This window comes from Cupriavidus sp. 291-E7 (assembly GCF_057798835.1).
Genome location: NZ_JBYOJV010000002.1, coordinates 82,577 through 108,252, shown reverse-complemented (window position 1 = coordinate 108,252; position 25,676 = coordinate 82,577). Strand labels below are relative to the sequence as shown.

Here is a 25,676-nt window from a genome sequence, read left to right as displayed (position 1 = left end):
TACAGGAGGTTTTATGGATTGGTTGCACACCATCTTTCAGAAATCGCCAGAGTCAGCGCTATTCCTGTCGCTGGCCATCGGCTACGCCATCGGCAAGATCACGTTCGGCAAGTTCCAGCTTGGCGGCGTTGCCGGATCGCTGCTGGCCGCGGTCATCATCAGCCAGGTTGGCGTGGAGATCGACAATGGTGTGAAGGCCGTGATGTTCGCGGTCTTCATCTACGCGGTGGGCTATGAAAGCGGCCCGCAGTTCTTCAACTCGCTGAACCGCAGTTCGCTGCGCGAGATCGCGATGGCCGTGTTCATGGCCGTAGCCGGGCTTGTCACGGTCGTGGTGCTGGCCAAGATATTCCATCTCGACAAAGGCATCGCGGCGGGCCTGGCCGCCGGCGGCATGACGCAGTCGGCCATCATCGGCACGGCCGGTGACGCCATCACCAAGCTCGGACTGCCACCTGACCAGGTGAAAATCCTGCAGGCTAACGTGGCCATTGGCTATGCGGTGACCTATGTGTTCGGGTCGCTCGGCGCGATCATCGTCTGCGTGAACATCCTGCCGCGCCTGATGGGGGCGGATCTCAAGACCGACGCGAAGAAGATGGAAGCGGCCATGCACGGCGGGCTGCCGCAATTCGGCCCGGGCCAGTTCGGCGCGCTGCCGCGACTGGTGGGACGACTGTTCCGAGTGACCAATGCCGCGGGCAAGACCGTCAAGGATATCGAGGTCGGCGGCGAGGACTTGATCACCGTGGAAAAGCTTCACCGCGGCGGCAAGCCCTTGGAATTCAATCAGGACACCGTGCTTCAGGCCGACGACATCGTGCTGCTGGTAGGCCGGCGCGACGCAATGGTGCCGACCGCTCTGGTGATTGGCGATGAAGTGGCCGACGCCGAAGGCATGGGCATGGTCATGCAGACGCGCCGTGCCGTGTTCACACGCAAGGGCCTGAACAACCAGCCGCTCGGAGAAATCGTCGCCAACATGAGCCGCGAGATGCGTCACGGCGTGTATCTGGAACGCATCGAGCGCTACGACCACCCGCTGCCGATCCTGCCCGACCTGAAGCTGCAGCACGGCGACATCATCACGTTCTACGGCACGCCCGCCGATACCAAGCGCGCCGTCGAGCGCGCCGGTTATGAACTGGTACCGAGCGAGAAGACCGACTTCGTCTACTTCGGCGCCGGTGTGCTGGTGGGCCTGCTGATCGGCCTGCTGGTGGTGCGTGTCGGCTCGATTCCGCTGACACTCGGCGCCGGCGGCGGCGCGCTGCTCTCCGGCCTGGTGTTCGGCTGGGCACGGTCCAAGCATCCGATGTACGGCGCCATGCCGACAGCGGCCTGCCAGTTGCTGAAAGACTTCGGCCTGGCTGCGTTCGTGGCCATCGTCGGCATCAACTCGGGCTTGCAGGCCGTGGACACGCTGCGCCAGAGCGGCCTGACGATCTTCCTGCTCGGCGCCGTGGTCACGTTGCTGCCACTGTTCCTGACGATGCTGTTCGGCCGCTACGTGCTCAAGTACGACAACGCCGCGATCCTCGCCGGTGCATTGGCCGGTTCGCGCAGCGCCAACCCCGCGTTCGGCGGCATTCTCGACAAGGCCGAAAGCCCCGTGCCGACCGTGCCGTTCGCTATCACCTATGCCCTGGCCAACGTGTTGCTGACCCTGCTTGGCCCACTTGTCGTCGGCATAGTCTGACACCCCATCGATACCGCAATCGAATCGGATACCCGAAAGGAGCAACGCCATGAGCAAACCGGACCTGTCCAAGCTGTCGAGCCTCTCGCCGTTCGAACTCAAGGACGAACTGATCAAGCTTGCCAGCAGCGATGCCAACCGCCTGATGCTGAACGCCGGCCGCGGCAACCCTAACTTCCTGGCCACGGTGCCACGCCACGGTTTTTGGCAACTCGGCCTTTTTGCAATGCGCGAATCGGAGCGCTCGTTCCAGTACATGCCCGAGGGCGTGGGTGGCTTCCCGCGCCGCGAAGGCATCGAGGAACGCTTCGACCTGTTCGCCCGGGAAAACGGCGAAGTTCCGGGCGTGAAGTTCCTGGCCGGCGCCGTGTCCTACGTGCGCGACCAGCTCGGTCTCAGCGCGGCCGATTTTCTCTATGAGATGTGCGAAGGCATCCTGGCCTGCAACTACCCGGTGCCGGACCGCATGCTCAAGCTGAGCGAGATCATCGTCGGCCAGTACATCCGCAAGGAGATGATCGGCAAGCATCCGTTCATCGGCGAATTCGACCTGTTCGCCGTGGAGGGCGGCACGGCCGCGATGACCTACCTGTTCAACTCGATGCGCGAGAACCACCTGCTCAAGGCCGGCGACAAGATCGCGCTGGGCATGCCGATCTTCACGCCGTACATCGAGATTCCCGAGCTGAACGACTACCAGCTCGTTGAACTATCGATCGACGCCGATCCGGATTCGCGCTGGCAATACTCGAACAAGGAACTCGACAAGCTGCGCGACCCCAGCGTCAAGGCCTTCTTCCTGGTCAACCCGAGCAATCCGCCGTCGGTGCGGATGAGCGATGAAAGCCTGGAATACCTGGCCTCGATCATCGAGGAGCGGCCCGACCTGATCATCCTGACGGACGATGTCTACGGTACGTTTGCCGACGACTTCGTGTCGCTGTTCGCGCTCTGCCCGCGCAACACGATCCTGGTGTATTCGTTCTCGAAGTATTTCGGGGCCACGGGCTGGCGGCTTGGCGTCATCGCCACGCATCGCGACAACATCTTCGACGAGAAGCTGGCCAAGCTGCCCGCGGATCAGCGCAAGCAATTGCACAAGCGCTACAACTCGATCACCACCACGCCGGACTCGCTCAAGTTCATCGACCGCATCGTGGCCGACAGCCGCACCGTGGCCCTGAACCATACGGCCGGCCTGTCCACGCCGCAGCAGGTGCAGATGGTGCTGTTCTCGCTGTTCTCGCTCATGGACACGCCGGACGCGTACAAGCAGGCGATGAAGCGCCTGATTCGCAAGCGCAAGGCCGCGCTGTTCCGCGAGATCGGCATCGCACCGGAGGAAACGGGAGACCCGAATGTGGTGGACTACTACACGCTGCTCGATATCGAGCAGCTCGGTGGCAGGGCACTGGGGCCGGAGTTCGTGAAATGGGTACTGGCGTCGACCGAACCCACCGAGCTGCTGTTCCGGCTGGCCGAGGACGCAGGCGTGGTGCTGCTGCCGGGCCGCGGCTTCGGCACGCGCCATCCATCGGGCCGCGTGTCACTGGCCAACCTCAATGAATCGGACTACGCGAAGATCGGCAAGTCGATCCGCAAGTTGTTCGAGGAATATGTGGAGCGCTACAACCAGGCTACCGGTAGCAAGGCGAACAAGAACGTCACGAAGAAGTAGGGGGAGCGTCAGCGCAGCAAATCGGCCCGTCTGCGGCATGTCTCGCCGCCACGGGCCGTTTTTTTGGCTGCGGGCTGCCGGTTCCGGCTCCCCTCTCCCGCACGGGAGTGGGGAGAAACCATCAATGCCTCGGCGACTCAGCGCGCCTCGACGAAGGTCAGCACCGTTTCCAGCATCTTGCGGATGGCCGGTTGCACGTTGGCGGCCTTTGCGGGGTCATACGCGAACGGATAGACCTCTTCCATATACGACGATTGCGTCAGCTCCAGCTGGATCGCGTGCACGCCATCGGACGGATTACCGTACTGGCGCGTGATATAGCCGCCCTTGAAGCGGCCATTGAGCACGGCCGTATGGTTCGGCACCGCCTTGGCGATGTCGACCACATCGGCGGCTAGCGCCGCGTCGCAGCTCTTGCCATCGGCCGACCCGAGGTTGAAATCGGTCAGCTTGCCTTCGAAGAAGCGCGGCAACACCGAGCGGATCGAGTGGGCGTCCCACAGCCCGATCGTGCCGTGCTCGGCGCGCAGGCGCTTGATCTCTTCCTGCAGCGCGTTGTGGTACGGATGCCAGACCGCGCCGCGACGCAGGGCGATTTCGGCATCGTCCGGACCGGACGTACCATCGGCGTACACCGGCGTCTTGTCGAACGTATCGACCGGGCATAGGCCGGTGGTGTCCTGGCCGGGATACAGGTTCGCGTTATCGGGCGGACGGTTCAGGTCGATCACGTAGCGCGAATGCGTGGCCATCAGGATCGACGCGCCCAGCTCGCGCGCGAAGTTGTACAGGCGGTCCATGTGCCAGTCGGTATCAGGCACGGTGCGGGCCTCGGATGTCAGGCGCGCGGCCAGACCGGCCGGTACATAAGTGCCGACGTGCGGCATCGACACCAGCAACGGGCGGGTGCCGCGATGCAGCGTGAAAGCGGGAATATCGGTGGTAAAGGAGGAGGACATCTTGTCTCGGGGCTGCTTGATTATGGCGGGTGCGGGACCCTTCAGTCCGCCAGCAGACGCGCACGCGCCTCGGCAAACAACCGGCCGGCATCCGCCTGCTGGGGATGCACGCCGTGCTGCACGCGGCACGTGCCGCCCGTACGAACTTCCGCTAGTGTCTCATGTCCGTGGCTGGCGAACACGTAAGTAGCCAGCGCGTGGGCGCCGTCCAGCCCGGCCAGGGTCGGATGCTGGCCATCCAGCACCAGGAAGTCGGCGCGCTGGCCGGCGGCCAGTCCCGCCACGGGCCGCGCCGCCGCGCGCGCACCGCCCGCCACGGCATCGAGCCAGAGCCGGTCGGCCACCTGCGGGTGCGCTTGCGACGCCAGCACGTTGCGGCGCTGCAAACCCAGGCGCTGTCCGTATTCGAACGTGCGCAGTTCCTCGGCCACGCTGACGCTGGCATGGCTGTCCGATCCGATACCCCACCATCCGTGCTGCGCCATATAAGGCGCGGCGTCGAATACGCCGTCGCCAAGATTGGCTTCGGTGGTCGGACAGATGCCGGCCACGGCGCCGCTATGGGCCAGCCGGCGCCGTTCATCCCAGTCCATGTGCGTGGCATGTACCAGGCACCAGCGCGCATCGACGGGGACATGGTCGAGCAGCCATTCCACGGGGCGTACGCCCGTCGATGCCAGGCAATCGTCGATTTCCTTTTGCTGCTCGGCGATATGGATATGCACTGGCGCGGTGGCATCCATCGCGTGTAGCGCGGCAACGGCATGCGTAAGGCTGCGGGGCGGCACCGCGCGCAGCGAATGCGGTGCCAGGCCCAGCCGTGCTCCATAGGCGGCGCAGTGCGGCGCCAGCTTTTCCAGCAAGGCCTGCATGGCATCGGTGTCGTTCAGGAAACGGCGCTGGTCGTGCTGAGCGGGCTTTCCGCCGAATCCGGCCGTCTGGTACAGCACGGGCAGCAGCGTCATGCCGATACCGGCCTGCTGCGCGGCGCGCAACAGGCGCAGTGACATCTCGGCGCGATCGGCGTACGGCTTGCCGTCCGGGTCATGATGGACGTAGTGGAACTCGCACACGCTGGTGTACCCGGCGCGCAGCATCTCGATATAGAGCTGCGTGGCGATGGCTTCGAGCGCATCGGGGTTCAGGCGCAGCGCGAAGCGATACATCAGCGTGCGCCAGCTCCAGAACGAGTCGCCACCGGCAGGATCGTCGTCGGGCGACACGCTGCGGTATTCGGTCAGCCCCGCAAAGCCACGCTGGAATGCATGCGAATGAAGATTCGGCATACCCGGCAACACGGGCCCAGCCGCTTGCGGCGTCGCCGCGTCCGGCACGGCACCTGGCTGGATCGTCGTGAACACGCCATCCGCATCCCAGGCCAGCAGCACATCGCGCACCCAGCCTTGCGGCAGCAGCGCGTGGGCCGCGAACAGTTGGCCGCCACTCATCGGAACACCCTCCCCTGCCGTACCACGCCAGCACACGGGTTGCGGCCGAACCAGTACGCCAGCTCGGCAGGCGACGCCACGCGCCAGAGCGCGAAATCGGCGGCACGGCCCACGGCAAGGCGTCCGTGCCGATCCGCGGCCCCGAGCGCGCGCGCCGCATGCGTGGTCACGCCTGCCAGCACCTCAGGCACCGTCATGCGGAACAACGTACAGGCCATGTTCATCATCAGCAGCAGCGATGTAGTGGGCGACGTGCCCGGATTGTGATCGGTGGAGATCGCCACCGGCACGCCGTACTGGCGCAGCAGCGCCAACGGGGGCAGATGGGTATCCCGCAGGAAATAGTAGGCACCCGGCAGCAATACCGCCACCGTGCCGGCTTCGGCCATCGCCGCCACACCGGCTTCGTCCAGATGTTCGAGATGATCGGCCGACAGTGCGCGATGCCGCGCCGCCAGCGCCGCGCCGCCCAGGTTGCTCAGCTGCTCGGCGTGGAGCTTGACGGGCAGGCCGTGACGCGCGGCGGCGTCGAACACCCGCCCGGTCTGCGCGGGCGAAAAGCCGATGCCTTCGCAGAACGCATCCACCGCGTCGACGAGTTTTTCCTCGGCCAGCGCCGGCAGCATCGTGTTGCAGACCAGGTCGATGTAGTCGTCGGCGCGGCCCGCGTATTCCGGCGGCAACGCATGTGCGCCAAGGAATGTCGTGTGCACGGTCACACCGTAGACCTCGCCGAGCTGACATGCCACGCGCAGTTGCTTGCGCTCGGCTTCGAGCGACAACCCATAGCCAGACTTGATCTCGATGGCAGTCACGCCTTCCGCAAGCAACGCCTGCAGCCGCACGGCGGACTGCGCGAACAGCGTGGCTTCGTCGGCCTCGCGCGTGGCGCGCACGGTCGACACGATGCCGCCGCCGGCCCGCGCGATCTCCTCGTAGCTGGCACCCGCCAGCCGCATCGCAAATTCGTCGGCACGCTGGCCGCCATAGACCAGGTGGGTATGGCAATCGACCAGGCCGGGAGTGATCCACGCACCGTCGCAGGTGTGCCGGTCAAGGTGGGCAAAGTTGCCCGGCAGATCGGCCATCGCGCCGAGCCATGCAATGCGGCCATGTTCGATCACCAGCGCACCGTCGCGGATGGCGCGCTCAGGGTCGCCATCGGGCAGCAGATGGCAGTGATGCCAGACGCCGTCGGCGGATGGCGCGTCGTGGATGTTCATCGATCCCGCTCCATATGCAAAATCACGCGCAGGCACAGCGCGGAAAGTTCGGAGTGATACAACGTGACGGCCGCCGTGCCGGCGGGCATCAGTATGCCCTCCCCGGCCGACAGATGCTGCCCGGCGCTGGTGTCCCAGCTACCGCGCAATGCCAGCAACAGCTCGGTGGCGTCGGCGGGCACCGCGGTGAAGGGCTGCCGCATCAGTCGGACTTCCGCGCGGCAGCGGTCGCGGCGCGTCATCACATTGAAGTCACGCGTCGGGCCATCCACCAGCGTGGCATGCACGGCGGTGTCGCCGGAAAACGGGAACGGCTCGCCCACGCGCACCAGCCGGTGGCCGAACGAATCGTCATGGGCCTGCAGGTGGACGCCCGCGCCATCGATCAGCACGATCTGCCGGTCGATGCCCGGGAATGCCGAAAATGGTCCGTCCGTGGCGATATCGGCCACGCTGATGCGCCAGACGAACGTGTCCATGCCGGCGCCCGGCGGCCACACGGCGATCTCGCGCGTGGTGCCGCCGCCGTTCTTCCACGGCGTGGGCGTGATCGCGTCCAGCGCGAACTTCGTGAGCGTCATCAGCGGTTCACCATCGGCAGGTCCAGACCCTTCTCCTTCGCGCAATCGATGGCAATGTCGTAGCCCGCATCGGCATGGCGCATCACGCCCGTTGCCGGATCATTCCAAAGCACGCGCTCGACGCGCTTGGCCGCCGCGTCGGTGCCGTCGCAGACGATCACCACGCCCGAATGCTGCGAGAAGCCCATGCCCACGCCGCCACCATGATGCAGGCTCACCCACGTGGCTCCACCGGCGGTGTTCAGCAGCGCGTTGAGCAGCGGCCAGTCGGACACAGCATCGGAACCGTCGCGCATGGCTTCGGTTTCACGGTTCGGCGATGCCACCGAGCCGCAGTCGAGGTGATCGCGCCCGATCACCACCGGCGCCTTGAGCTCGCCACTCTTCACCATCTCGTTGAAAGCCAGGCCAGCGCGATGGCGTTCGTCGAGACCAACCCAGCAGATGCGGGACGGCAGGCCCTGGAACGCGATGCGGTCACGCGCCATGTCCAGCCAGCGGTGCAACGGCTTGTCGTCCGGGAACAGCTCCTTCATCTTGGCATCGGTCTTGTAGATGTCCTCCGGGTCGCCCGACAGCGCCACCCAGCGGAACGGCCCCTTGCCGCGGCAGAACAGCGGACGGATATAGGCCGGCACGAAGCCCGGGAAGTCGAACGCATTCTTGACGCCTTCCTCGAAGGCCACCTGGCGGATGTTGTTGCCGTAGTCCACCGTCGGCACGCCCATCTGCTGGAAGGCCAGCATGGCCTGCACGTGCTTGACAATCGATTGGCGCGCCGCCGCTTCCACCGCCTTGGGGTCGCGCACGCGCAGGTCTTCCCACTGTTCGACCGTCCAGCCCTCGGGCAGATAGCCGTTGATCACATCGTGCGCCGAGGTCTGGTCGGTCACGATGTCCGGACGCATGCCACCGGCCTTCGCACGGCGCGCGAGTTCGGGCACGATTTCGGCGGCGTTGCCGAGCAGGCCCACCGAAATCGCCTCGCCCTTCTTCGTCGCGTCTTCGATCATCGCCAGCGCTTCGTCGAGCGTGGTCGCTTTCTTGTCCAGATAGCGCGTGCGGATGCGGAAGTCGATACGCGATTCCTGGCATTCGATCGCCAGTACGCAGGCACCCGCCAGCACACCGGCCAGCGGTTGCGCGCCGCCCATGCCGCCCAGACCCGCCGTCAGAATCCACTGGCCGGTGAGGTCGCCGTTGTAGTGCTGGTTGCCAGCTTCCACGAAGGTTTCGAACGTGCCCTGCACGATGCCCTGCGTGCCGATGTAGATCCACGAACCCGCCGTCATCTGGCCGTACATCATCAGGCCGGCGCGATCGAGTTCATTGAACTTGTCCCAGGTGGCCCAGTGCGGCACCAGGTTGGAGTTGGCGATCAGCACGCGCGGCGCATCGGCATGGGTGCGGAACACGCCCACCGGCTTGCCCGACTGCACCAGCAGCGATTCGTCCTCGCCCAGGCGGCGCAGGCTGTCCAGGATGGCGTCGAAGCATTCCCAGTTGCGCGCGGCCTTGCCGATGCCGCCGTAGACCACGAGGTCCTGCGGGCGCTCCGCCACCTCGGGATCGAGGTTGTTCTGGATCATGCGGTAGGCGGCTTCGATCAGCCAGTTCTTGCAGTGCAGCTGGTTGCCGCGCGGGGCGCGGATCTCGCGCTGGCCGCGCTGGGTGTCGGTGAATTGGTGTTCGTTGGCGTTCATGGTGTGTCTCGCGTCTGTTCGTGTGTTCAATACGGTTTCGGTCTGGCGCCGCTGGCGCGTCAGACCGCTACGTTCGTCGGCAGGATGCTCCTGACCGCGTCGGGCCAGCCGGCGCCGGCATCGCCCTGCACCACCCATTGCTTCATCGCTTCGATATCGGGCGCGAGATAGCGGTCCGATTCCACAAAGTCCACGCGGCCGCGAATGCGGGCCAGTTCCTGCTCCACCAGCGGCGAGGACTTCAGCGGACGGTGGAATTCAATGCCCTGCGCGGCGGCCATTGCCTCGATGCCGACGATCACCGCCGTGTTGGCGGCCATATCGCCAAGGCGGCGCGCGCCGTAGGTGGCCATCGACACGTGATCTTCCTGATTGGCGGAGGTCGGCAGGCTGTCCACGCTGGACGGATGCGCCAGCGACTTGTTCTCCGATGCCAACGCCGCCGCGGTGACCTGGGCAATCATGAAGCCCGAGTTCAGGCCGCCATCGCGCACCAGGAACGGCGGCAGGCCGGACAGGCCCGTATCGAGCAGCAGCGCCAGGCGGCGCTCGGAAATGGCGCCGATCTCGGCGATGGCCAGCGCGATGATGTCGGCGGCAAAGGCCACCGGTTCGGCGTGGAAGTTACCGCCGGACACCACATCGCCCTGTTCGGAGAACACGAGCGGGTTGTCCGATGCCGCGTTGGCTTCGATACGCAGCACGCGCGCGGCGTGGCTGAGGTTGTCCAGGCAGGCGCCCATCACCTGCGGCTGGCAGCGGATCGAGTACGGGTCCTGCACCCGGCCGCAGGTCTTGTGCGAGTCGACGATCTCGCTGCCATCGAGCATTGCGCGCACCGCGCCGGCCACGGCGATCTGGCCGACCTGCCCGCGCGCTTCATGGATGCGCGCATCGAACGGCTTCACCGAACCCTTGATCGCTTCGAGCGACAGGGCGCCCGCCACAAGGCCGGCCGCGAAGGCATCCTCGGCGGCGAAGAGACCGGCCAGCGCCAGCGCCGTCGATACCTGCGTGCCGTTGAGCAGCGCCAGCCCTTCCTTCGGTCCCAGCGTGAAGGCGTCGAGTCCCGCATGGGCCAGACCCTGCGCGGCCGGTACACGGCGGCCATCGATCATCACGTCGCCCACGCCGATCAGCGTGCACGACATATGGGCCAGCGGCGCGAGATCGCCCGATGCACCGACCGAGCCCTTGGCCGGGATGCACGGCGTCACACCGTTGTTGGCCAGCGCCAGCAGCGCGTCGATCAGTTCGGGCCGCACGCCCGAATGGCCGCGCGCCAGGCTGACGGCCTTGATCGCCAGAATCAGGCGCACCGTATCGGCCGGCAGATCGGCACCGGTGCCCACGCTGTGCGACAGCACCAGGTTGCGTTGCAGCTCGGCCAGCTTGTCGTGGGCGATGCGCGACTGCGCCAGCTTGCCGAAGCCGGTATTGATGCCGTAGACCACGGCATCCGCATCGATGATGTCCTGCACGGTGGCCTGGGCGGCACGTACGCCGGCCCAGGCGGAGTCCGCCATGTTCAGGCTAACTTCACCGCGATAGATGCGGCGCAGGTCGTCGAGCGATACGTGGCCGGGGTTCAGGGTCAGGAGGGAGCGGGAATCTTGGGTCATCTTCAATCTTGTATGTTCCTGTCTATACAGGTTAGTCGAAAAATAAACCTGATGGCCAGCTTTTGACTGGCCTCAGGTAACTGTTCTAGCCGAAGGCGGGATTGCCGTCGGCGCGAAAACGGCTGCCCAGCCGGTACCGGTTGCCCGGATGCAGGCAGCGCACGAACGTTACGGGCACGCCGTTGGTCCAGGTGCGGCGTGTCAGCAGCAGGCAGGGTTGCGTCGGCGGCATCTCCAGCTGCACGGCCTGCTCGGCCGTCGCGGCGATGGCATCGACAACATGCTCCACCTGGTCATAAGGCACGTTGCGCAGCAGGTACTCGCCCGGCTGCGTATCGGCAAAATCCTGCGTGATGAAATCGGGCGCCACGCGCGGGTTCACATAGCGATCCTCAAGCTGTACCGGCACGCCGTCCTCGCGGTGGATGCAGATCGAGTGGAACACCGATTCGCCCGTGCGCAGCTCCAGCGCGGCCGCCACTTCGATCGATGCGGAAACCCGCTCCACCAGGATCACGTCGCACGCATAGTCGTGGCCGCGCATGCGAATCTCGTCCTGCAGGTTGACCACGGACAGCAGCGTCGACTGCGGCTTGTGCTCGGCCACGAACGTGCCCACGCCGGCCACGCGCACCACCCGGCCCTGCTCCGACAGCTCGCGCAATGCACGGTTGACCGTCATGCGCGACACCGAGAAGCGGTTCACCAGTTCCTGCTCGGACGGCACGCGGTCGCCGGGCTGCCACGCGCCGCTCTGGATCTGGCGCGCGATGTATTCCTTGACCTGCTGGTACAGCGCAGCCGGTGCGTTGGATGAGGAAGGTGCCGGGTTGGCGGACTGATTCATGGCCTGTTGCGGGTCGCCCGTTCAATGCTCGGCCGAAGCCAGGGCCTCGGCGCGAATCTCCTCGGTGAGCCGGGCCTTGAGCGCGGAGAACTCAGGCGATGTCTTGATCGTGTAGTGGCGCGGATGGGCAAAGTCCACCGCGATTTCGCTCTTGATCCGACCGGGCCGCGCGGAAAACACCGCCACGCGGTTGGCCATGAAAATGGCCTCGTCGATATCGTGCGTCACGAATAATACCGTCTTGCGGTGCGACTCCCAGATCCCGAGCAGCAGCTCCTGCATCAGCACGCGCGTCTGGTTGTCCAGCGCGCCGAACGGCTCGTCGAGCAGCAGGATCTTCGGATCGTTGGCCAGCGCGCGCGCAATCGCCGTGCGCTGCTGCATGCCGCCGGAAAGCTGCTTCGGATAGTGCTGCTCGAAGCCCCGCAAACCCACGCGGGCAATAAAGAAGTCGCTACGCTCCTTCTGTTCCGCCACGCTCATGCCGCGCTCGCGCAGGCCAAAGCGCACGTTCTGCTCGATCGTCAGCCACGGGAACAACGTGTAGGACTGGAACACCATGCCGCGATCGGCGCCCGGCCCGGCCACGGGCTGGCCATCGAGCAGCACGCGACCGCCGCTGGGCGTATCCAGCCCGGCCACGATGCGCAGCAGCGTGGATTTGCCACAGCCCGACGGCCCGAGGATCGTCACGAAATCGTTGTCGCGCACTTCGAAATCGACCGGCAGCAACGCTTGCGTGCTGCCGCCGCGCGGATTCTCGAACGTACGGGAGACCTGCTGGATCGACAGCGCGCTCATTTGATCGAACTCCACGGAAACAGGCGCTGGTTGGCCAGCTTGAAGACCAGATCGGACACCAGCCCAATGCAGCCGATGACGATGATGCCGAAGATGATCTGCCCGGTGTTCAGCAGCGCCTGGCTGTCGGTGATCATGTGCCCGATGCCCGACGACGAACCGATCAGCTCGGCCACGATCACGTAGGTCCAGGCCCAGCCCAATACCAGCCGCAGTGTCTCGGCAATCTCGGGCGCGGCACCCGGAATCAGCACGCGGCGCACGATGCCGCGCGGCGTGGCGCCCAGCGTGTAGGCGGCCTCGACCAGGTCCTTGCGTGCGCCGCCCACCGTGACCGCCACCATCAGCACGATCTGGAAGAACGAGCCGATGAAGATCACCAGCAGCTTCTGCGTTTCGCCGATACCGGCCCACAGGATCAGCAGCGGAATGAACGCGGACGCGGGCAGGTAGCGGCAGAACGACACGAACGGCTCGAAGAACGCCTCCGCCGCCTTGTACGCGCCCATGAAGATGCCCAGCGGCACTGCCAGCACCGCGGCCAGCACGAAGCCACCGACCACGCGCCACACGGTCATGCCGATATCGCCAATGAAGCCGTACTGCGTGAACAGCAGCCAGCCTTCGTTGGCCATCGTCAGCGGATCGGCCAGGAACGTGCGCGGCACGAACCCGCCCAGCGTGGCGATGGCCCAGATGCCAAAGAACAAGGCAAAGAACGACAGGCCCAGCATCCAGCGGATTTGCGAAGACACCGGCACCAGTGGCGAGAGCCACGGATGGCGGGCACGCGGCGCACGATCCGCCGCCGCGGCGACGATCGGCGCTGGCGCGCGCGTGGTGGTAGAGGCTTGCGACATGGATGCCTCCCGCTTACTTGAGGTATCGGGCGTCATAGATCGCCGTCACATCGGGCACCTGGCGGATCACGCCGATCTCCTTGAGCACGTCGGCCGCCTCCTTGCTGAAGCTGGCCAGCTCGCCCGAGAAGAATTTCTGGTTTGCCGACTTGTCCTGCCAGCGCAGGTACGCCGACGACTTGGCAAACTGCTCGCCGGTCTGCTTGACCGCCGACCCCATCAGCTCGTTGGACTTCTCGGGTTCCTTGCGGATCATCTCAAGCGCTTCGAAGTAGCTGTCGACCAGCGCCTGCGCGGCCTTGGGATTGTCCTTGAGCCATTTCGGCGCGCAGCCGAGCGTATCGGTCACCATCGGGTAATCGAGCGTGGTGGCCAGGATCTTGCCCTTGTCCGGATTCGCGCGCACCGTCGACAGGTACGGCTCGTAGGTCATCGCGCCGTCGTTCTGACCGGCCACAAAAGCCTGCGCCGCCGCTTGCGGCGACAGTGTGGTCAGCTTGACGTCTTTCAGGGTCATGCCGTTTTTCTTCAGCATCCAGGCCAGCCCGAAGTACGGCGCCGTGCCTGGTGCATCGACACCGATGGTCTTGCCCTTCAGGTCGGCAAAGGTTTTTACGTCACCGCGCACGGCCAGGCCGTCCGCGCCGTAGGATTTGTCGAGCTGCACGATCTGCGTGATCGGCACGCCGTTGGCATTCCATGCCACATGGGTTTCCACCGTCGTGGCCGCGCACTGGATCGCGCCCGAAGCCAGCGCGAGGTGCCGGTCCTTCTGCGGAATCATCTTGATTTCCACGTCCACGCCATGCTTCTTGAAGATGCCGGCCTTGTCGGCCAGCGAAAGCGGCGCGAAGCCGGTCCAGCCGCTCATGCCAATGGCGACCGGCGTGTTCTGGGCGTGGGCCGTGGTGGCGGCCACCGTGGCAAGGGCAAAAGCGGAAAAGGTCAATGCGGCGCGGCGGTGCAGCTTCATGCTGTCGGCTCCCGATGGGGTCGTTCTTGGATGTCGGTCCCGTCTCCTGGACCAGGGCGGCGCTGTACCGCGCTCGGCCTGACGGGCAATCTAGCAATCCTGTATATACAAGTCAAATCCGGGGTTTACCTGAGGGATCGTACATGTGCGGCATCCGGAATCCCCCGCATGACGCGCATTTTTAGTGCAGCGCGATACCACGATGCACTAAAGCGCATTTACCGGTCGACGCCGGTGATGTCGCGCGCACCATCTTGTCTATACAGGAAGCTTGGCCGGACTGTGACGCAATCGGTGTGCCAGCGGGGATGGTTGGCGGGGGCGCGCCTCGCATCGCCCCCGCCCGAGGGCAGCAATCAGCGATCGAAGAAGGAAGTGACGGTGGGGTAACGCAAACGCAGCCGCAGTTCGCGCTTGAGCCGGCGGTTGTCCAGCCGGCGGGACTCGCTCATGAAGCTCAGGAGCGTGGGGTCGATGGTGTCGCGCGCCTGCTGCCGGGTGATGCGCGGCGGGCGCGGCAGCCCCTTGCGGTCTGCCACGAGGTCGAAGTAGTCGGCCATGCGCAGTTCGGTGTCGTCGCTGGCATGCACCACGCGCTGCGGACGGCCGCGCCAGAGCGCCGCGATCATGGCGCGCGCCAGGTCGTCGGCATGGATATGGCTGGTATAAACATCGTCCTGCGGCGCCAGCGCCGGCGTGCCCTTGTTCAGACGTGCCACCGGCAGCCGGTCTTCGGCATAGATGCCGGGAATCCGCACGATGCTGGCCCGCCAGCCGGCGTCGCGGCCAAAGGCACGCACCGCCGATTCCGCCGCCACGCGCCGGCGGGCGCGCGCAGTCTGGGGACGTACCGCGTGGAATTCCTGCACGCGCGCGCCGCCGCGGTCGCCGTAGACGCCGGTGGTGCTGGCATAGACAAAGGCGCCCGCGGCCGGGGCACGGCCGGGCACCGCAAACGCGCGGTGCCAGCCCCGCTCGGGTAGAATGGCGGCCTCGCCGGAACCGGTGCCAGAACGCGCGGCGCGCGTCCGGCGCCAGGCCGTGCGCCGCAAGGCGCCGAGCAAGGCACGTGTGCGCGGATCGCCGTTGCCCAGCCCGGGCGGCGGCGCCAGGTCGATGACCCGGTCCGCCAGCCGTGACAGCCGCGCCAGTGTGGCGGGCCGGTCCAGGTCGGCCACCAGCGGCACCGCGCCGGCCGCGCGCAACTCGGCCTTGCGAGCGGGTTGCGAAGTGACGGCGAACACGCGCATGCGCGTGGCCAGCTCGCGCAGGATGCGGGTGCCAACATCGCCGCAGCCGACGATCAGCAGGCGCGGACGGCCCAGCCGCCGATGCCGAACGCCCCGTGGGGAAGACAACGCCGCTTGCGGCGACAGAATTTGGTTCATAGACCCGATTATGGCTTATCAAGTTACCGTCATGCCGAGTGGCCACAAGTTCGAAGTGGCTGCCGACGAAACCATCCTGGGCGCCGCGCTGCGCCATAGCATCGGCCTGCCCTACGGCTGCAAGAACGGCGCCTGCGGGTCCTGCAAGGGCCGCGTCGTCGAAGGCACGATCCAACAGGGCGACCACGCCGCGTCCGCGCTGACAGCGCAGGAAAAGACCGAGGGCCGCGCCCTGTTCTGCTGCGCCAATGCCACCTCGGACATCACGATCGAATGCCGCGAGGTGCATGGCGCCGGCGACATCCCCATCAAGAAGATTCCGTGCCGCGTGAGCACGATGGAACGGCTGGCCGACGACGTCATCTCGGTCAAGCTGCAACTGCCCGCCACCGAGCGCATGCAGTTCCTGGCCGGCCAGTACGTGGAATTCCTGCTGCGCGACGGCAAGCGCCGCAGCTACTCGATCGCCACGCCGCCGCATGAGGAAGGCCCGATCGAACTGCACATCCGCCACATGCCCGGCGGCGCATTCACCGACTACGTGTTTGGCGCCAAGGAAGGCATGCCGGCCATGAAGGAGCGCGACATCCTGCGCTTCGAGGGTCCGCTGGGCAGCTTCTTCCTGCGCGAGGAATCGGACAAGCCGATCATCCTGCTGGCCTCCGGTACCGGCTTCGCGCCGATCAAGGCCATCGTCGAGCATGCCGCCTACACCGGTATCACGCGCCCGATGACGCTGTACTGGGGCGGCCGCCGTCCGGCCGACCTGTACATGCACGCGCTGTGCGAGCAATGGGCACGCGACCTGCCGAACTTCAAGTACGTGCCGGTGGTGTCCGACGCCCGCGCCGAGGACAACTGGGCGGGCCGCACCGGCTTTGTCCACCAGGCCGTGATGGCCGACCATCCGGACCTGTCGGACCACGAGGTCTATGCCTGCGGCGCACCGGTCATGGTCAACGCCGCGCGCACCGATTTCTCGGCCCAGTGCAAGCTGCACGAGGACGCGTTCTTTGCCGATTCGTTCACGTCCGAGGCCGATCTGCACCCGGCCGGCGCGGCCTGATCGCGCCGCGCTGCCGTTCCGCCGACACAACAATGCCACCCGGGTCTGCCAAATTTCGCTTTGACACCCGGACGCATGCGTCTTATATTGGCCGCCATGAACACCGCCTTGATCCGACGCCGCGCTCGTACGTTGCTCCCCTCCGGGGTGCCGCGCGGCTGACCGTAGACAGCGTCTGTTCAGGTCAACAAGCCACGGGCAACCCCCGTGGCTTTTTGCTTTTGTCCGTCCATCGTTTCATGCCGACCCCAGGAGTCCGCCATGGCATTTGCTGAGTATCCCGTCCAATCGCTGATGTACATCACCAACCGCCCCGAACTGGTCTTCACCGAAGGCAAGGGTTCGTGGCTGACGGACCATAACGGCAAGCGCTACCTGGACTTCGTGCAAGGCTGGGCCGTCAACGCACTGGGTCACTCGAACGAAGGCATGATCGAGGCGCTGGAGAAGCAAGCGCGCAAGCTGCTGAACCCCAGCCCGGCCTTCTACAACGAGCCGATGCTGAAGCTGGCGCAACAGCTCACCGACAATAGCTGCTTCGACAAGGTGTTCTTCGCCAACAGCGGCGCGGAAGCCAACGAAGGCGCGATCAAGCTGGCGCGCAAATGGGGCCGCAAGCACAAGAACGGCGCCTACGAGATCATCACGATGGACCACAGCTTCCACGGCCGCACGCTGGCGACCATGAGCGCGTCGGGCAAGGCCGGCTGGGACACGATCTTCGCGCCGCAGGTACCGGGCTTTCCGAAGGCCGAACTGAACAATCTGGAATCGGTGGAAAAGCTGATCACCGACAAGACCGTCGGCATCATGCTGGAGCCGGTTCAGGGCGAAGGCGGCGTGATTCCCGCCAGCCGCGAATTCATGCAGGGCCTGCGCGCACTGGCCGACAAGCACAAGCTGCTGTTCATCGTCGATGAAGTGCAAACCGGCTGCGGCCGCTGCGGCACGCTGTTCGCGTACGAACTGTCGGGCGTGGAGCCGGACATCATGACGCTGGGCAAGGGCATCGGCGGCGGCGTGCCGCTGTCCGCGCTGCTGTGCAAGGCGGACGTGGCCAGCTTCGAGGCCGGCGACCAAGGCGGCACGTACAACGGCAACCCGCTGATGACCGCCGTGGGCAGCTCGGTGATGTCGCAGCTGACCGCGCCGGGCTTTCTGGACGACGTGAAGGCCAAGGGCGAGTACCTGCGCGAGCAACTGCTGGCGCTGTCCGCCGAATTCGGCCTGGGCGGCGAGCGTGGCGAAGGCCTGCTGCGCGCGCTGGTGCTGAACAAGGATATCGGCCCGCAGATCGTGGAAGAAGCCCGCGAAATGAACCCGACCGGCCTGCTGCTGAACGCACCGCGCCCGAGCCTGCTGCGCTTCATGCCGGCACTGAACGTGACGCGCGAAGAGATCGACCAGATGATCGGCATGCTGCGCGAACTGCTGAAGAAGCTGGCCTGATTTCCGGCGGCACAATAAAAAACGCCTCGCGGTTGCGAGGCGTTTTTCTTTTGAAGCACTGGCTGTCTGCTCGCCTCCCCCGCCGTGCGGCAGAGGCGAGAACATCCTCCGGGCGATTACTCGCCCAGATAGGCTGCCCGCACCTTCGGGTCGTCCAGCATCTGCTTGGCGTCGCCGCTCATCGTGATCAGGCCAGACTCCATCACGTAGCCGCGGTGAGCGGCCTGCAGCGCCAGGCGCGCATTCTGCTCCACGAGCAGCACGGTCACGCCCTGTGACGACACGGTACGCACCACTTCGAAGATCTTCTCGACCATGATCGGCGAGAGACCCATCGACGGCTCGTCCAGCAACAGCAGCTTCGGCTGGCTCATCAGCGCACGCGCCATCGCCAGCATCTGCTGCTCGCCACCCGACATCGTGCCGGCCAGCTGGTTGGCACGCTCCTTCAGGCGCGGGAAGGTTTCGAACATGCGATCGATGTCAGCCTTGATACCGGCCTCGTCGTTGCGCGTGTACGCACCCATCTGCAGGTTCTCGGTGATCGTCATGCGCGCGAACACGCCGCGGCCTTCCGGCACCATCGCCAGGCCCTGCTTGAGCAGCGTGTAGCTGGGCACGCCCTTGATGGACTTGCCCATGTACTGCACGTCGCCACCGGCCCAGCCCTGCAGGCCGGTGATGGCCTTCATGGTCGTGGTCTTGCCGGCACCGTTGGCACCGATCAGCGTCACGAGTTCGCCGTCCTGGATCTCCAGATCCACGCCCTTGACGGCCTGGATGCCGCCGTAGGCCACCTTCAGGCCGGCAATCTTAAGAATCGTCTGTGTCATGTTGCTTCTCTCCCGCCTCAGTGCGCCGATGCGCCGAGGTAAGCCTCGATCACGGCAGGATTGCTCTGGACTTCATGCGGCAGGCCCTGCGCGATGACCTTGCCGTAGTCCAGCACCGTCAGACGGTTGCACAGGCCCATCACCAGCTTCACATCGTGTTCGATCAGCAGGATGGTCTTGCCATCGTTCTTGATCTTTTCCAACAGGCCGCGCAACTCCACCTTTTCGGTGGCGTTCATGCCGGCCGCCGGTTCGTCCAGCGCCAGCAGCTTCGGCTCGGTGGCCAGTGCGCGGGCGATTTCAAGACGGCGTTGGTGACCGTACGACAGGTTGCGCGACGTGAAGTTGGCGTACTTGCCAATGCCCACGTAGTCGAGCAGGTCGTGGGCCATGTCCTCGATGCCCTCTTCCTCGCGGCGCACCGAAGGCGGGCGGAACACGGCGCCGAACAGGCCGGCCTTGGTCCGCACATGGCGGCCCACCATCACGTTCTCCAGCGCGGTCATCTCGCCGAACAGGCGGATGTTCTGGAACGTACGCGCGATGCCGGTCTTGGCCACCTCGTGCACGGCGGTGGGCTGGTACGGCTTGCCACCGAGCACGAACTCGCCGGAATCCGGCGTGTACAGGCCCGTGATCACGTTGAAGAACGTGGTCTTGCCGGCGCCGTTCGGGCCGATCAGGCCATAGATTTCACCGGGCTTGATCTGCAGACCCACTTCGGACAGCGCCTGCAGGCCGCCGAATCGCTTGTTGACCCCCTGTACGGACAGAAGGAAATCGGAATTGCTCATGTTGTCCTCCTGTTCAGAAACGGCCCACGCTGCCGGGACGACGCACCACCGGGCGGTCTTCCTTGCGAGGCGACGGCCAGATACCGGCCGGGCGATACAGCATCACGCCCACCAGAGCCAGACCGAACAGCAGTTGGCGCAGCACTTCGGCGTCGATGATGACGTGGCCGAACAGGCCGGTCTGCATCGGTTCCGCCACCACGCGCAGCAGTTCCTGGAAACCCACCAGCAGGATGCCGCCCAGGATCACGCCCGGGATGTGGCCCATACCGCCCAGCACCACGATGGCCAGGATGTAGATCGATTCCCACAGCGTGAACGATTCCGGCGACACAAAGCCCTGGAACGCGCCGAACACCGCACCCGAGGCGCCGCCGAACGATGCACCCATCGCGAAGGCCAGCAGCTTCATGTTGCGGGTGTTGATGCCCATCGCCTTGGCCGCGATTTCGTCTTCACGGATGGCAACCCAGGCGCGGCCGATACGCGAGTTCTGCAGTCGCAGGCAGATGAACACGATCACGATGACCAGGAACACCAGCAGGTAGTAGTACATGAACACCGGCGTGAACTTCATCCCGAAGATCTCGTGCGATTTCGAGAAGTCGAAGCCGAAGATGTGCACCGGGTCCACCGCCGTGATCCCCTTGGGGCCGTTGGTGATGTTCAGCGGACGATCCAGGTTGTTCATGAAGATCCGGATGATCTCGCCGAAGCCCAGAGTCACGATGGCCAGGTAGTCGCCGCGCAGCTTCAGCGTCGGCGCTCCCAGCAGCACACCGAACGTGGCCGCGATCAGCACCGCGCAGGGCAGCACCAGCCACATCGTCAGATGCAGGCCGTTCGGAAAGAGCTGGTGGATCCACTCGAACTGGTTGGCCAGGTGCGGCGAACCGAGCAGCGCCATGCTGTAGGCGCCCACCGCGTAGAACGCGATGTAGCCCAGGTCAAGCAGGCCCGCAAAGCCGACCACGATGTTCAGGCCCAGCGCCAGCATGATGTAGAGCAGCGCGAAGTCCAGCACGCGCACCCAGTAGTTGCCGCCGAAGGTCTGGACGAAGAACGGCGCGCACAGCGCCACGACCAGGAAGGCCAGCAAGGCCGCCAGGGTCTTGGCCGGGACACGCGACGGTGCCGCGACGGCCGTGGATGGAATCGGAGTATTCATGGATTCTCTCCCCTCAGGCGCGGTCGGCAACACGTTCGCCCATGATGCCGGACGGACGGAACACAAGTACGGTAATCAGCACGATGAACGCAAACACGTCCTGGTAGTTCGAACCGAACACACCATTGGTCAGGTCGCCGATGTAGCCGGCGCCCAGTGCTTCGATCAGGCCCAGCAGCATGCCGCCGACCATAGCGCCGGCCAGGTTGCCGATGCCACCCAGCACCGCGGCGGTGAACGCCTTCAGGCCGGGGATGAAGCCCATGTAGAAGTGGGCGTTACCGTAGTTGGTGGCCATCATCACGCCAGCCAGCGCCGCCAGCGTGGCGCCGATCATGAACGTGGCCGAAATCACGAAGTTGGGGTTCACGCCCATCAGGCCCGCGACCTTCTGGTTCTCGGCGGTGGCGCGCATCGCGCGGCCGAGCTTGGTGCGGTTCACCAGGGCCAGCAGGCCTGCCATGACCATCACGGCCAGGCCGATGATGACCATTTCCTTGCCGGTGATGGTGGCGCCGGTGGAGCCGATGTCGATCGGTTCCGAAGGCAGCAGCTGCGGGAACGTCAGCGGGTTGCGCGACCAGATCAGCATCCCCATCGTCTGGAGGATGATCGATACACCGATCGCGGTAATCAGCGGAGCGAGACGCGGCGCATTGCGCAACGGCCGGTAGGCCACGCGTTCAATCGTATAGGCAAGCACTGCGCAGACGGGCATGGCGATCAGCGTTGCGATCACCAGCGTCAGCCATTCGGGCAGGCCGGGGGCAAATTTCTGCAGCCCCATGATTGCCGACAAAGCGGTCAGCGCGCCAATCATCAGGACGTCGCCGTGAGCGAAGTTGATGATGCCCAGAATGCCGTAGACCATGGTGTAGCCCAGTGCGATCAGCGCGTAGATGCTGCCGAGCACCAGACCGTTCACGATCTGCTGGATAAAGATATCCATGAAAACTCCTGCTTCAGCCCCGCTCCGGTTGGCATGGTGTGGATGCCGCGGAAGGGACGGTAATGTTGGATAGGTCGGGTAGGTTTGTAGTCAGGTTGCTGGTGTGCTGCCCGCCCTGTTCCATCCATGATAAGGATGCTGATAACACGTTGGCGAGACTAAAAAGAACGGCACCGCAAGGTACTCACGGTGCCGTTCGATCGGGCCGGTAAGCCCAGATTACATCTTCACGACGTCGAGGACGGACTTCTTCTTGTCCTTGTACTCGTACAGCGTGATGGTGCCTTCCTTCATGTCGCCCTTCTCATCGAAGGCGATGTTGCCGATCACGCCCTTGTAGTTCGTCTTGGGCATTTCGGCCAGGATGGCAGCCGGTTCGGTCGAGCCGGCGCGCTTCATGGCATCGACGATCACCATGACGGCGTCATAGGTGAACGGTGCATAGATCTGCACCGGCGAGTTGAAACGTGCCTGATAGCGCTTCTCGAAGTCAGCGCCGGTTTCCATCTTGGACAGGGCCAGGCCAGCTTCCGAGCAGATGATGTTGCTCACCGCATCGCCAGCCAGTTCGGCCACCTTGTCGGTACAGACGCCGTCACCGCCGACGATCTTCGACGAGATGCCCAGTTCCTTGGCCTGCTTGGCGAACGGACCGCCGGTGGCGTCCATGCCGCCGTACATGATCACGTCCGGCTTCTTGCCCTTGATCTTGGTCAGAATGGCCTTGAAGTCGGTGGCCTTGTCGTTGGTGGCTTCACGTGCCACAACGTTCACGCCAGCAGCCTTCGCGGTCTTCTCGAACTCGTCGGCCAGACCCTTGCCGTAGGCGGTGGCATCGTCAACGATGGCCACGCTCTTGGCGTGCAGGCTCTTGGCGGCGTAGTTGGCCAGGGCCGGACCCTGCTGGGCGTCGGTGGCCACCACGCGATACGTGGTCTTGAAGCCTTGCTTCGTGTAGTCAGGGTTGGTCGACGACGGCGAGATCTGCACGATGCCAGCATCGCTGTAGATCTTCGAAGCCGGGATCGAGACGCCCGAGTTCAGGTGACCCACGACGGCCACGACCTTGGCGTCGACCAGCTTCTGCGCCACGGCGGTACCGGTCTTCGGATCGGCTGCGTCGTCTTCGCCCACCAGTTCCAGCTTGATCTTCTTGCCGCCGATCTCCAGACCGGTCTTGTTCACTTCCTCGACGGCCAGGCGAGCGCCGTTTTCGTTGTCCTTGCCAAGGTGCGCGATACCGCCGGTCAGCGGCGCAGCGTGGCCGATCTTGATGACGGTTTCACCACCACCTGCAGCGGCGGGCGCCGCGGCGGCTGCCGGTGCAGATGCTGCCGCATCAGCCGGCTTTTCTTCCTTCTTGCCACATGCAGCGACCAGCGCCACAGCGGCCGCGATCGGCAGAATCTTGGCAAACGTGAATTGCATGAGTGATCTCCTAGGATTCACAAAAACAGGGAAATAACTACGCCTCCCGGACGTATTCCCTGGACCGCCTTTGTTTAGTTTCAATTTGAAACGCGCGCATTGTATCCCCTTTCTTTACGGATGCAATACGCGACGCAACAACCTGAACCATTTACCCGCCAAATGAGCTAGGGAATTTCCCCAATGCACAGATTGGGGCAATCTCCGCCCACTTGGCAGACCCGTCTTCAACGCTTTCAAGAATCATGCCTGCTGCGCCTGTAGAGGCGCTTACGCCATGATTTAAGCCTTCCCGGCGCCACCTATAATACTTTCCTATTAATTAGGTATTTCATTCGAAATAACTGGCACCTACTCTAATGTGCAGAATGTAGCGCCGCACCATAATAGGGAAAACCCCACTCTGCGGGATTACCCTGATATTGTCTGCGTGTTCATACAGCCACCAATCGGATAATCGGCTCAAATGGGCTTTGTACCGTGCATTACCCCGTGCGTGGACGCTTTGAAATGTATGCGGTCAGGGTAAAACCCGAGGCACCACTGCGGTGCAACCGGCGGTCAGCCACGGCGGGCGGAAGTGCGGGAGGGCTTCAGACGCGAACGCCGCTGGCGGGATGCCAGCGGCGTTCGGAAAAGACGGGATGCGAGGAGGGAGGCGTCAGGACTGGACCGATACGCTGGCCAGGCCGCGCGGCAGCGGGAACGACATGTTTTCTTCCACACCTTCCAGCGCGCGCACGCTCTTGACGCCGAACGTACGCAGGCGCTCGACGATAGCCTGGGCCAGGGCCTCGGGCGCCGAAGCCCCGGCGGTCAGGCCGATGCGGCGCTTACCGGCAACCCACTCGGGCTTGAGCTGCTCGGGATCGTCAACCATGTAGGCCGGCACGCCCAGGCGGTCAGCCAGTTCGCGCAGGCGGTTCGAGTTCGAGCTGTTCGGGCTGCCCACCACGATCACGACCTCCACCTGCGGCACCATGAACTTCACGGCGTCCTGGCGGTTCTGCGTGGCATAGCAGATGTCCTGCTTCTTCGGCTCGCGGATCTGCGGAAAGCGAGCCTTGAGCGCGGCCACGATTTCGGCGGTCTCGTCCACCGACAGCGTGGTCTGCGTGACGTAGGCCAGTTGCGCCGGGTCGGCAACCGCGAGGCGGTTGACGTCCTCGACCGACTCCACCAGCAGCATGCCCCGCTCGGACTGGCCCATCGTGCCTTCCACTTCGGGGTGCCCCTTGTGGCCGATCATGATGATTTCGCAGCCTTCGGCGCGCATCTTGCTCACTTCGACGTGGACCTTGGTCACCAGCGGGCAGGTGGCATCGAACACGGTCAGGCCGCGGCGCGTGGCATCCGCCCGCACTTCCTTCGACACGCCGTGCGCGCTGAAAATGACCGTCGAGCCGGCCGGCACTTCTTCGAGTTCATCGATGAAGATCGCGCCCTTCTTGCGCAGGTCGGCCACAACGTAGGCGTTGTGCACGATCTCGTGGCGCACGTAGATCGGCGCACCAAACAGCGACAGCGCGCGTTCGACGATTTCGATTGCACGGTCCACGCCGGCGCAGAAGCCACGCGGCTGCGCCATCAGGATCTCGGCTTCGGCAGAGGTAGTGAGTTCGGTCATGCTGCGTTCCATCGCCACGGCAGACATCAGAGAATTCCGATCAGCTGGACGTCGAACAGGATCGTCTGTCCGGCCAGCGGGTGGTTGAAATCGAAGAGCGCCGCCGTATCGCCGTATTCCTTCAGCACACCGGCGTACTTGCCGCCGCCAGGCGCGTTGAATTCGACGAGATCGCCAGGCGTGTATTCCTCTTCGCTGTTCTCGCGCAGCGTGGCCAGCGAGACCCACTGCAACAATTCAGGATTGCGCGGGCCGAATGCGTGATCGGCATCCAGGCGGTACGTGGTGCGGTCGCCTTCGGGCATGCCCAGCAGCGCCTGCTCCAGCGTGGGCGCCAGTTGGCCCTGGCCCAGCAGCAACGTGGCCGGCTTTTCCTCGAACGTGCTCACCACTTCGGTGCCGTTCTCGAGGGCGATACTGTAGTGAAGCGTCAGGAAGGAATCGACCTGAACGGTCTTGCGCGCGGACGCGCCAGCGGCGCCGGCCTGCGCCGAAGTAGTTTGCAAAGTCATGGGAGTCAACCGGTCAACAGCCGCCATTGTATGCGACTGGACCGTCCGGCGCCGGGTACGCCCGTGCC

General features: G+C 64.8%; 22 protein-coding genes. 4 read left to right on the top strand and 18 right to left on the bottom strand.

What is annotated here, in order from left to right; genetic code table 11:
* Window positions 1-13: 13 nt before the first annotated feature.
* Together aspT and AC3FLX_RS03400 are read left to right on the top strand one after the other, a co-directional pair.
* Window positions 14-1,699, top strand: a complete 1,686-nt coding sequence (aspT, locus tag AC3FLX_RS03405) for an aspartate-alanine antiporter (RefSeq protein ID WP_488693884.1) — start codon at window positions 14-16, stop codon at window positions 1,697-1,699.
* Window positions 1,700-1,748: 49 nt separating this feature from the next.
* Complete coding sequence (locus tag AC3FLX_RS03400; protein ID WP_488693882.1) at window positions 1,749-3,377, top strand: bifunctional aspartate transaminase/aspartate 4-decarboxylase; 1,629 nt, start codon at window positions 1,749-1,751, stop codon at window positions 3,375-3,377.
* 137 nt (window positions 3,378-3,514) lie between these two features.
* On the opposite strand, the gene hutG is transcribed toward AC3FLX_RS03400, so the two are convergent.
* The 11 genes from hutG to AC3FLX_RS03345 form a co-directional block, all read right to left on the bottom strand.
* Window positions 3,515-4,336 (bottom strand): N-formylglutamate deformylase, encoded by an 822-nt coding sequence (hutG, locus tag AC3FLX_RS03395; RefSeq protein ID WP_488693880.1) that lies wholly within the window; start codon window positions 4,334-4,336, stop codon window positions 3,515-3,517.
* A gap of 41 nt (window positions 4,337-4,377) precedes the next feature.
* Window positions 4,378-5,784 carry a formimidoylglutamate deiminase gene (locus AC3FLX_RS03390; RefSeq protein WP_488693879.1) on the bottom strand — a complete coding sequence of 469 codons (1,407 nt, stop codon included), beginning with the start codon at window positions 5,782-5,784 and terminating at the stop codon, window positions 4,378-4,380.
* Window positions 5,781-7,007 (bottom strand): imidazolonepropionase, encoded by a 1,227-nt coding sequence (gene hutI, locus AC3FLX_RS03385; RefSeq protein WP_488693878.1) that lies wholly within the window; start codon window positions 7,005-7,007, stop codon window positions 5,781-5,783. Before hutI ends, AC3FLX_RS03390 begins: the two co-directional genes overlap by 4 nt.
* Window positions 7,004-7,588, bottom strand: coding sequence for a HutD/Ves family protein (locus tag AC3FLX_RS03380; RefSeq protein ID WP_488693877.1), 585 nt, complete (start codon window positions 7,586-7,588; stop codon window positions 7,004-7,006). Before AC3FLX_RS03380 ends, hutI begins: the two co-directional genes overlap by 4 nt.
* Entirely contained in the window at window positions 7,588-9,291 is a 1,704-nt protein-coding gene (gene hutU, locus AC3FLX_RS03375) for a urocanate hydratase (RefSeq protein ID WP_488693876.1), read from the bottom strand. Before hutU ends, AC3FLX_RS03380 begins: the two co-directional genes overlap by 1 nt.
* Window positions 9,292-9,350: 59 nt before the next feature.
* A complete protein-coding gene (gene hutH, locus AC3FLX_RS03370) occupies window positions 9,351-10,913 on the bottom strand; it encodes a histidine ammonia-lyase (RefSeq protein ID WP_488693875.1) in 1,563 nt (520 codons plus the stop codon).
* Between the two features lie 85 nt (window positions 10,914-10,998).
* Window positions 10,999-11,760 (bottom strand): histidine utilization transcriptional repressor HutC, encoded by a 762-nt coding sequence (hutC, locus tag AC3FLX_RS03365; protein WP_488693874.1) that lies wholly within the window; start codon window positions 11,758-11,760, stop codon window positions 10,999-11,001.
* Between the two features lie 21 nt (window positions 11,761-11,781).
* A complete protein-coding gene (locus AC3FLX_RS03360; RefSeq protein WP_488693873.1) occupies window positions 11,782-12,561 on the bottom strand; it encodes an ABC transporter ATP-binding protein in 780 nt (259 codons plus the stop codon).
* A complete protein-coding gene (locus tag AC3FLX_RS03355; RefSeq protein WP_488693871.1) occupies window positions 12,558-13,421 on the bottom strand; it encodes an ABC transporter permease in 864 nt (287 codons plus the stop codon). The genes AC3FLX_RS03360 and AC3FLX_RS03355 overlap by 4 nt, the downstream gene beginning before the upstream one ends.
* A 13-nt stretch (window positions 13,422-13,434) precedes the next feature.
* Window positions 13,435-14,394: an ABC transporter substrate-binding protein gene (locus AC3FLX_RS03350; protein ID WP_488693869.1), complete on the bottom strand. Its 960-nt coding sequence runs from the start codon at window positions 14,392-14,394 to the stop codon at window positions 13,435-13,437.
* 356 nt (window positions 14,395-14,750) lie between these two features.
* Window positions 14,751-15,782, bottom strand: a complete 1,032-nt coding sequence (locus AC3FLX_RS03345; protein WP_488693867.1) for an NAD-dependent epimerase/dehydratase family protein — start codon at window positions 15,780-15,782, stop codon at window positions 14,751-14,753.
* A 10-nt stretch (window positions 15,783-15,792) separates the two neighbouring features.
* Between AC3FLX_RS03345 and AC3FLX_RS03340 the strand changes: the two genes are divergently transcribed.
* Window positions 15,793-16,848 carry a CDP-6-deoxy-delta-3,4-glucoseen reductase gene (locus AC3FLX_RS03340; RefSeq protein ID WP_488693865.1) on the top strand — a complete coding sequence of 352 codons (1,056 nt, stop codon included), beginning with the start codon at window positions 15,793-15,795 and terminating at the stop codon, window positions 16,846-16,848.
* Window positions 16,849-17,109: 261 nt separating this feature from the next.
* Window positions 17,110-18,297, top strand: a complete 1,188-nt coding sequence (locus AC3FLX_RS03335) for an acetylornithine transaminase (RefSeq protein WP_488693863.1) — start codon at window positions 17,110-17,112, stop codon at window positions 18,295-18,297.
* A gap of 116 nt (window positions 18,298-18,413) precedes the next feature.
* On the opposite strand, the gene AC3FLX_RS03330 is transcribed toward AC3FLX_RS03335, so the two are convergent.
* From AC3FLX_RS03330 to AC3FLX_RS03300, 7 genes are all read right to left on the bottom strand, one after another.
* Window positions 18,414-19,130 (bottom strand): ABC transporter ATP-binding protein, encoded by a 717-nt coding sequence (locus AC3FLX_RS03330; protein ID WP_488693862.1) that lies wholly within the window; start codon window positions 19,128-19,130, stop codon window positions 18,414-18,416.
* A gap of 17 nt (window positions 19,131-19,147) precedes the next feature.
* Complete coding sequence (locus tag AC3FLX_RS03325) at window positions 19,148-19,924, bottom strand: ABC transporter ATP-binding protein (RefSeq protein WP_488693860.1); 777 nt, start codon at window positions 19,922-19,924, stop codon at window positions 19,148-19,150.
* Window positions 19,925-19,937: 13 nt separating this feature from the next.
* Entirely contained in the window at window positions 19,938-21,092 is a 1,155-nt protein-coding gene (locus AC3FLX_RS03320) for an ABC transporter permease subunit (protein ID WP_488693858.1), read from the bottom strand.
* A gap of 13 nt (window positions 21,093-21,105) precedes the next feature.
* A complete protein-coding gene (locus AC3FLX_RS03315; protein WP_124683376.1) occupies window positions 21,106-22,041 on the bottom strand; it encodes a branched-chain amino acid ABC transporter permease in 936 nt (311 codons plus the stop codon).
* A gap of 219 nt (window positions 22,042-22,260) precedes the next feature.
* Entirely contained in the window at window positions 22,261-23,469 is a 1,209-nt protein-coding gene (locus AC3FLX_RS03310; RefSeq protein ID WP_488693856.1) for a branched-chain amino acid ABC transporter substrate-binding protein, read from the bottom strand.
* A gap of 661 nt (window positions 23,470-24,130) precedes the next feature.
* A complete protein-coding gene (ispH, locus tag AC3FLX_RS03305; RefSeq protein ID WP_488693854.1) occupies window positions 24,131-25,123 on the bottom strand; it encodes a 4-hydroxy-3-methylbut-2-enyl diphosphate reductase in 993 nt (330 codons plus the stop codon).
* The gene (locus AC3FLX_RS03300) at window positions 25,123-25,608 is read right to left on the bottom strand and encodes an FKBP-type peptidyl-prolyl cis-trans isomerase (RefSeq protein ID WP_488693852.1); all 486 of its coding nucleotides are present in this window, start codon (window positions 25,606-25,608) and stop codon (window positions 25,123-25,125) included. The genes ispH and AC3FLX_RS03300 overlap by 1 nt, the downstream gene beginning before the upstream one ends.
* Window positions 25,609-25,676 lie beyond the last annotated feature (68 nt).

Bases quoted from the DNA above. Each gene is read 5' to 3' on its own strand.
- hutH (WP_488693875.1), bottom strand. From the start codon at position 10,913: ATGACCCAAGATTCCCGCTCCCTCCTGACCCTGAACCCCGGCCACGTA.
- AC3FLX_RS03325 (WP_488693860.1), bottom strand. From the start codon at position 19,924: ATGAGCAATTCCGATTTCCTTCTGTCCGTACAGGGGGTCAACAAGCGA.
- AC3FLX_RS03390 (WP_488693879.1), bottom strand. From the start codon at position 5,784: ATGAGTGGCGGCCAACTGTTCGCGGCCCACGCGCTGCTGCCGCAAGGC.
- AC3FLX_RS03315 (WP_124683376.1), bottom strand. From the start codon at position 22,041: ATGGATATCTTTATCCAGCAGATCGTGAACGGTCTGGTGCTCGGCAGC.
- AC3FLX_RS03355 (WP_488693871.1), bottom strand. From the start codon at position 13,421: ATGTCGCAAGCCTCTACCACCACGCGCGCGCCAGCGCCGATCGTCGCC.
- hutG (WP_488693880.1), bottom strand. From the start codon at position 4,336: ATGTCCTCCTCCTTTACCACCGATATTCCCGCTTTCACGCTGCATCGC.
- AC3FLX_RS03340 (WP_488693865.1), top strand. From the start codon at position 15,793: ATGGCTTATCAAGTTACCGTCATGCCGAGTGGCCACAAGTTCGAAGTG.
- AC3FLX_RS03345 (WP_488693867.1), bottom strand. From the start codon at position 15,782: ATGAACCAAATTCTGTCGCCGCAAGCGGCGTTGTCTTCCCCACGGGGC.
- aspT (WP_488693884.1), top strand. From the start codon at position 14: ATGGATTGGTTGCACACCATCTTTCAGAAATCGCCAGAGTCAGCGCTA.
- AC3FLX_RS03335 (WP_488693863.1), top strand. From the start codon at position 17,110: ATGGCATTTGCTGAGTATCCCGTCCAATCGCTGATGTACATCACCAAC.
- hutU (WP_488693876.1), bottom strand. From the start codon at position 9,291: ATGAACGCCAACGAACACCAATTCACCGACACCCAGCGCGGCCAGCGC.
- AC3FLX_RS03310 (WP_488693856.1), bottom strand. From the start codon at position 23,469: ATGCAATTCACGTTTGCCAAGATTCTGCCGATCGCGGCCGCTGTGGCG.
- AC3FLX_RS03400 (WP_488693882.1), top strand. From the start codon at position 1,749: ATGAGCAAACCGGACCTGTCCAAGCTGTCGAGCCTCTCGCCGTTCGAA.
- AC3FLX_RS03350 (WP_488693869.1), bottom strand. From the start codon at position 14,394: ATGAAGCTGCACCGCCGCGCCGCATTGACCTTTTCCGCTTTTGCCCTT.
- hutC (WP_488693874.1), bottom strand. From the start codon at position 11,760: ATGAATCAGTCCGCCAACCCGGCACCTTCCTCATCCAACGCACCGGCT.
- ispH (WP_488693854.1), bottom strand. From the start codon at position 25,123: ATGTCTGCCGTGGCGATGGAACGCAGCATGACCGAACTCACTACCTCT.
- AC3FLX_RS03330 (WP_488693862.1), bottom strand. From the start codon at position 19,130: ATGACACAGACGATTCTTAAGATTGCCGGCCTGAAGGTGGCCTACGGC.
- AC3FLX_RS03360 (WP_488693873.1), bottom strand. From the start codon at position 12,561: ATGAGCGCGCTGTCGATCCAGCAGGTCTCCCGTACGTTCGAGAATCCG.
- AC3FLX_RS03320 (WP_488693858.1), bottom strand. From the start codon at position 21,092: ATGAATACTCCGATTCCATCCACGGCCGTCGCGGCACCGTCGCGTGTC.
- AC3FLX_RS03300 (WP_488693852.1), bottom strand. From the start codon at position 25,608: ATGACTTTGCAAACTACTTCGGCGCAGGCCGGCGCCGCTGGCGCGTCC.
- AC3FLX_RS03380 (WP_488693877.1), bottom strand. From the start codon at position 7,588: ATGACGCTCACGAAGTTCGCGCTGGACGCGATCACGCCCACGCCGTGG.
- hutI (WP_488693878.1), bottom strand. From the start codon at position 7,007: ATGAACATCCACGACGCGCCATCCGCCGACGGCGTCTGGCATCACTGC.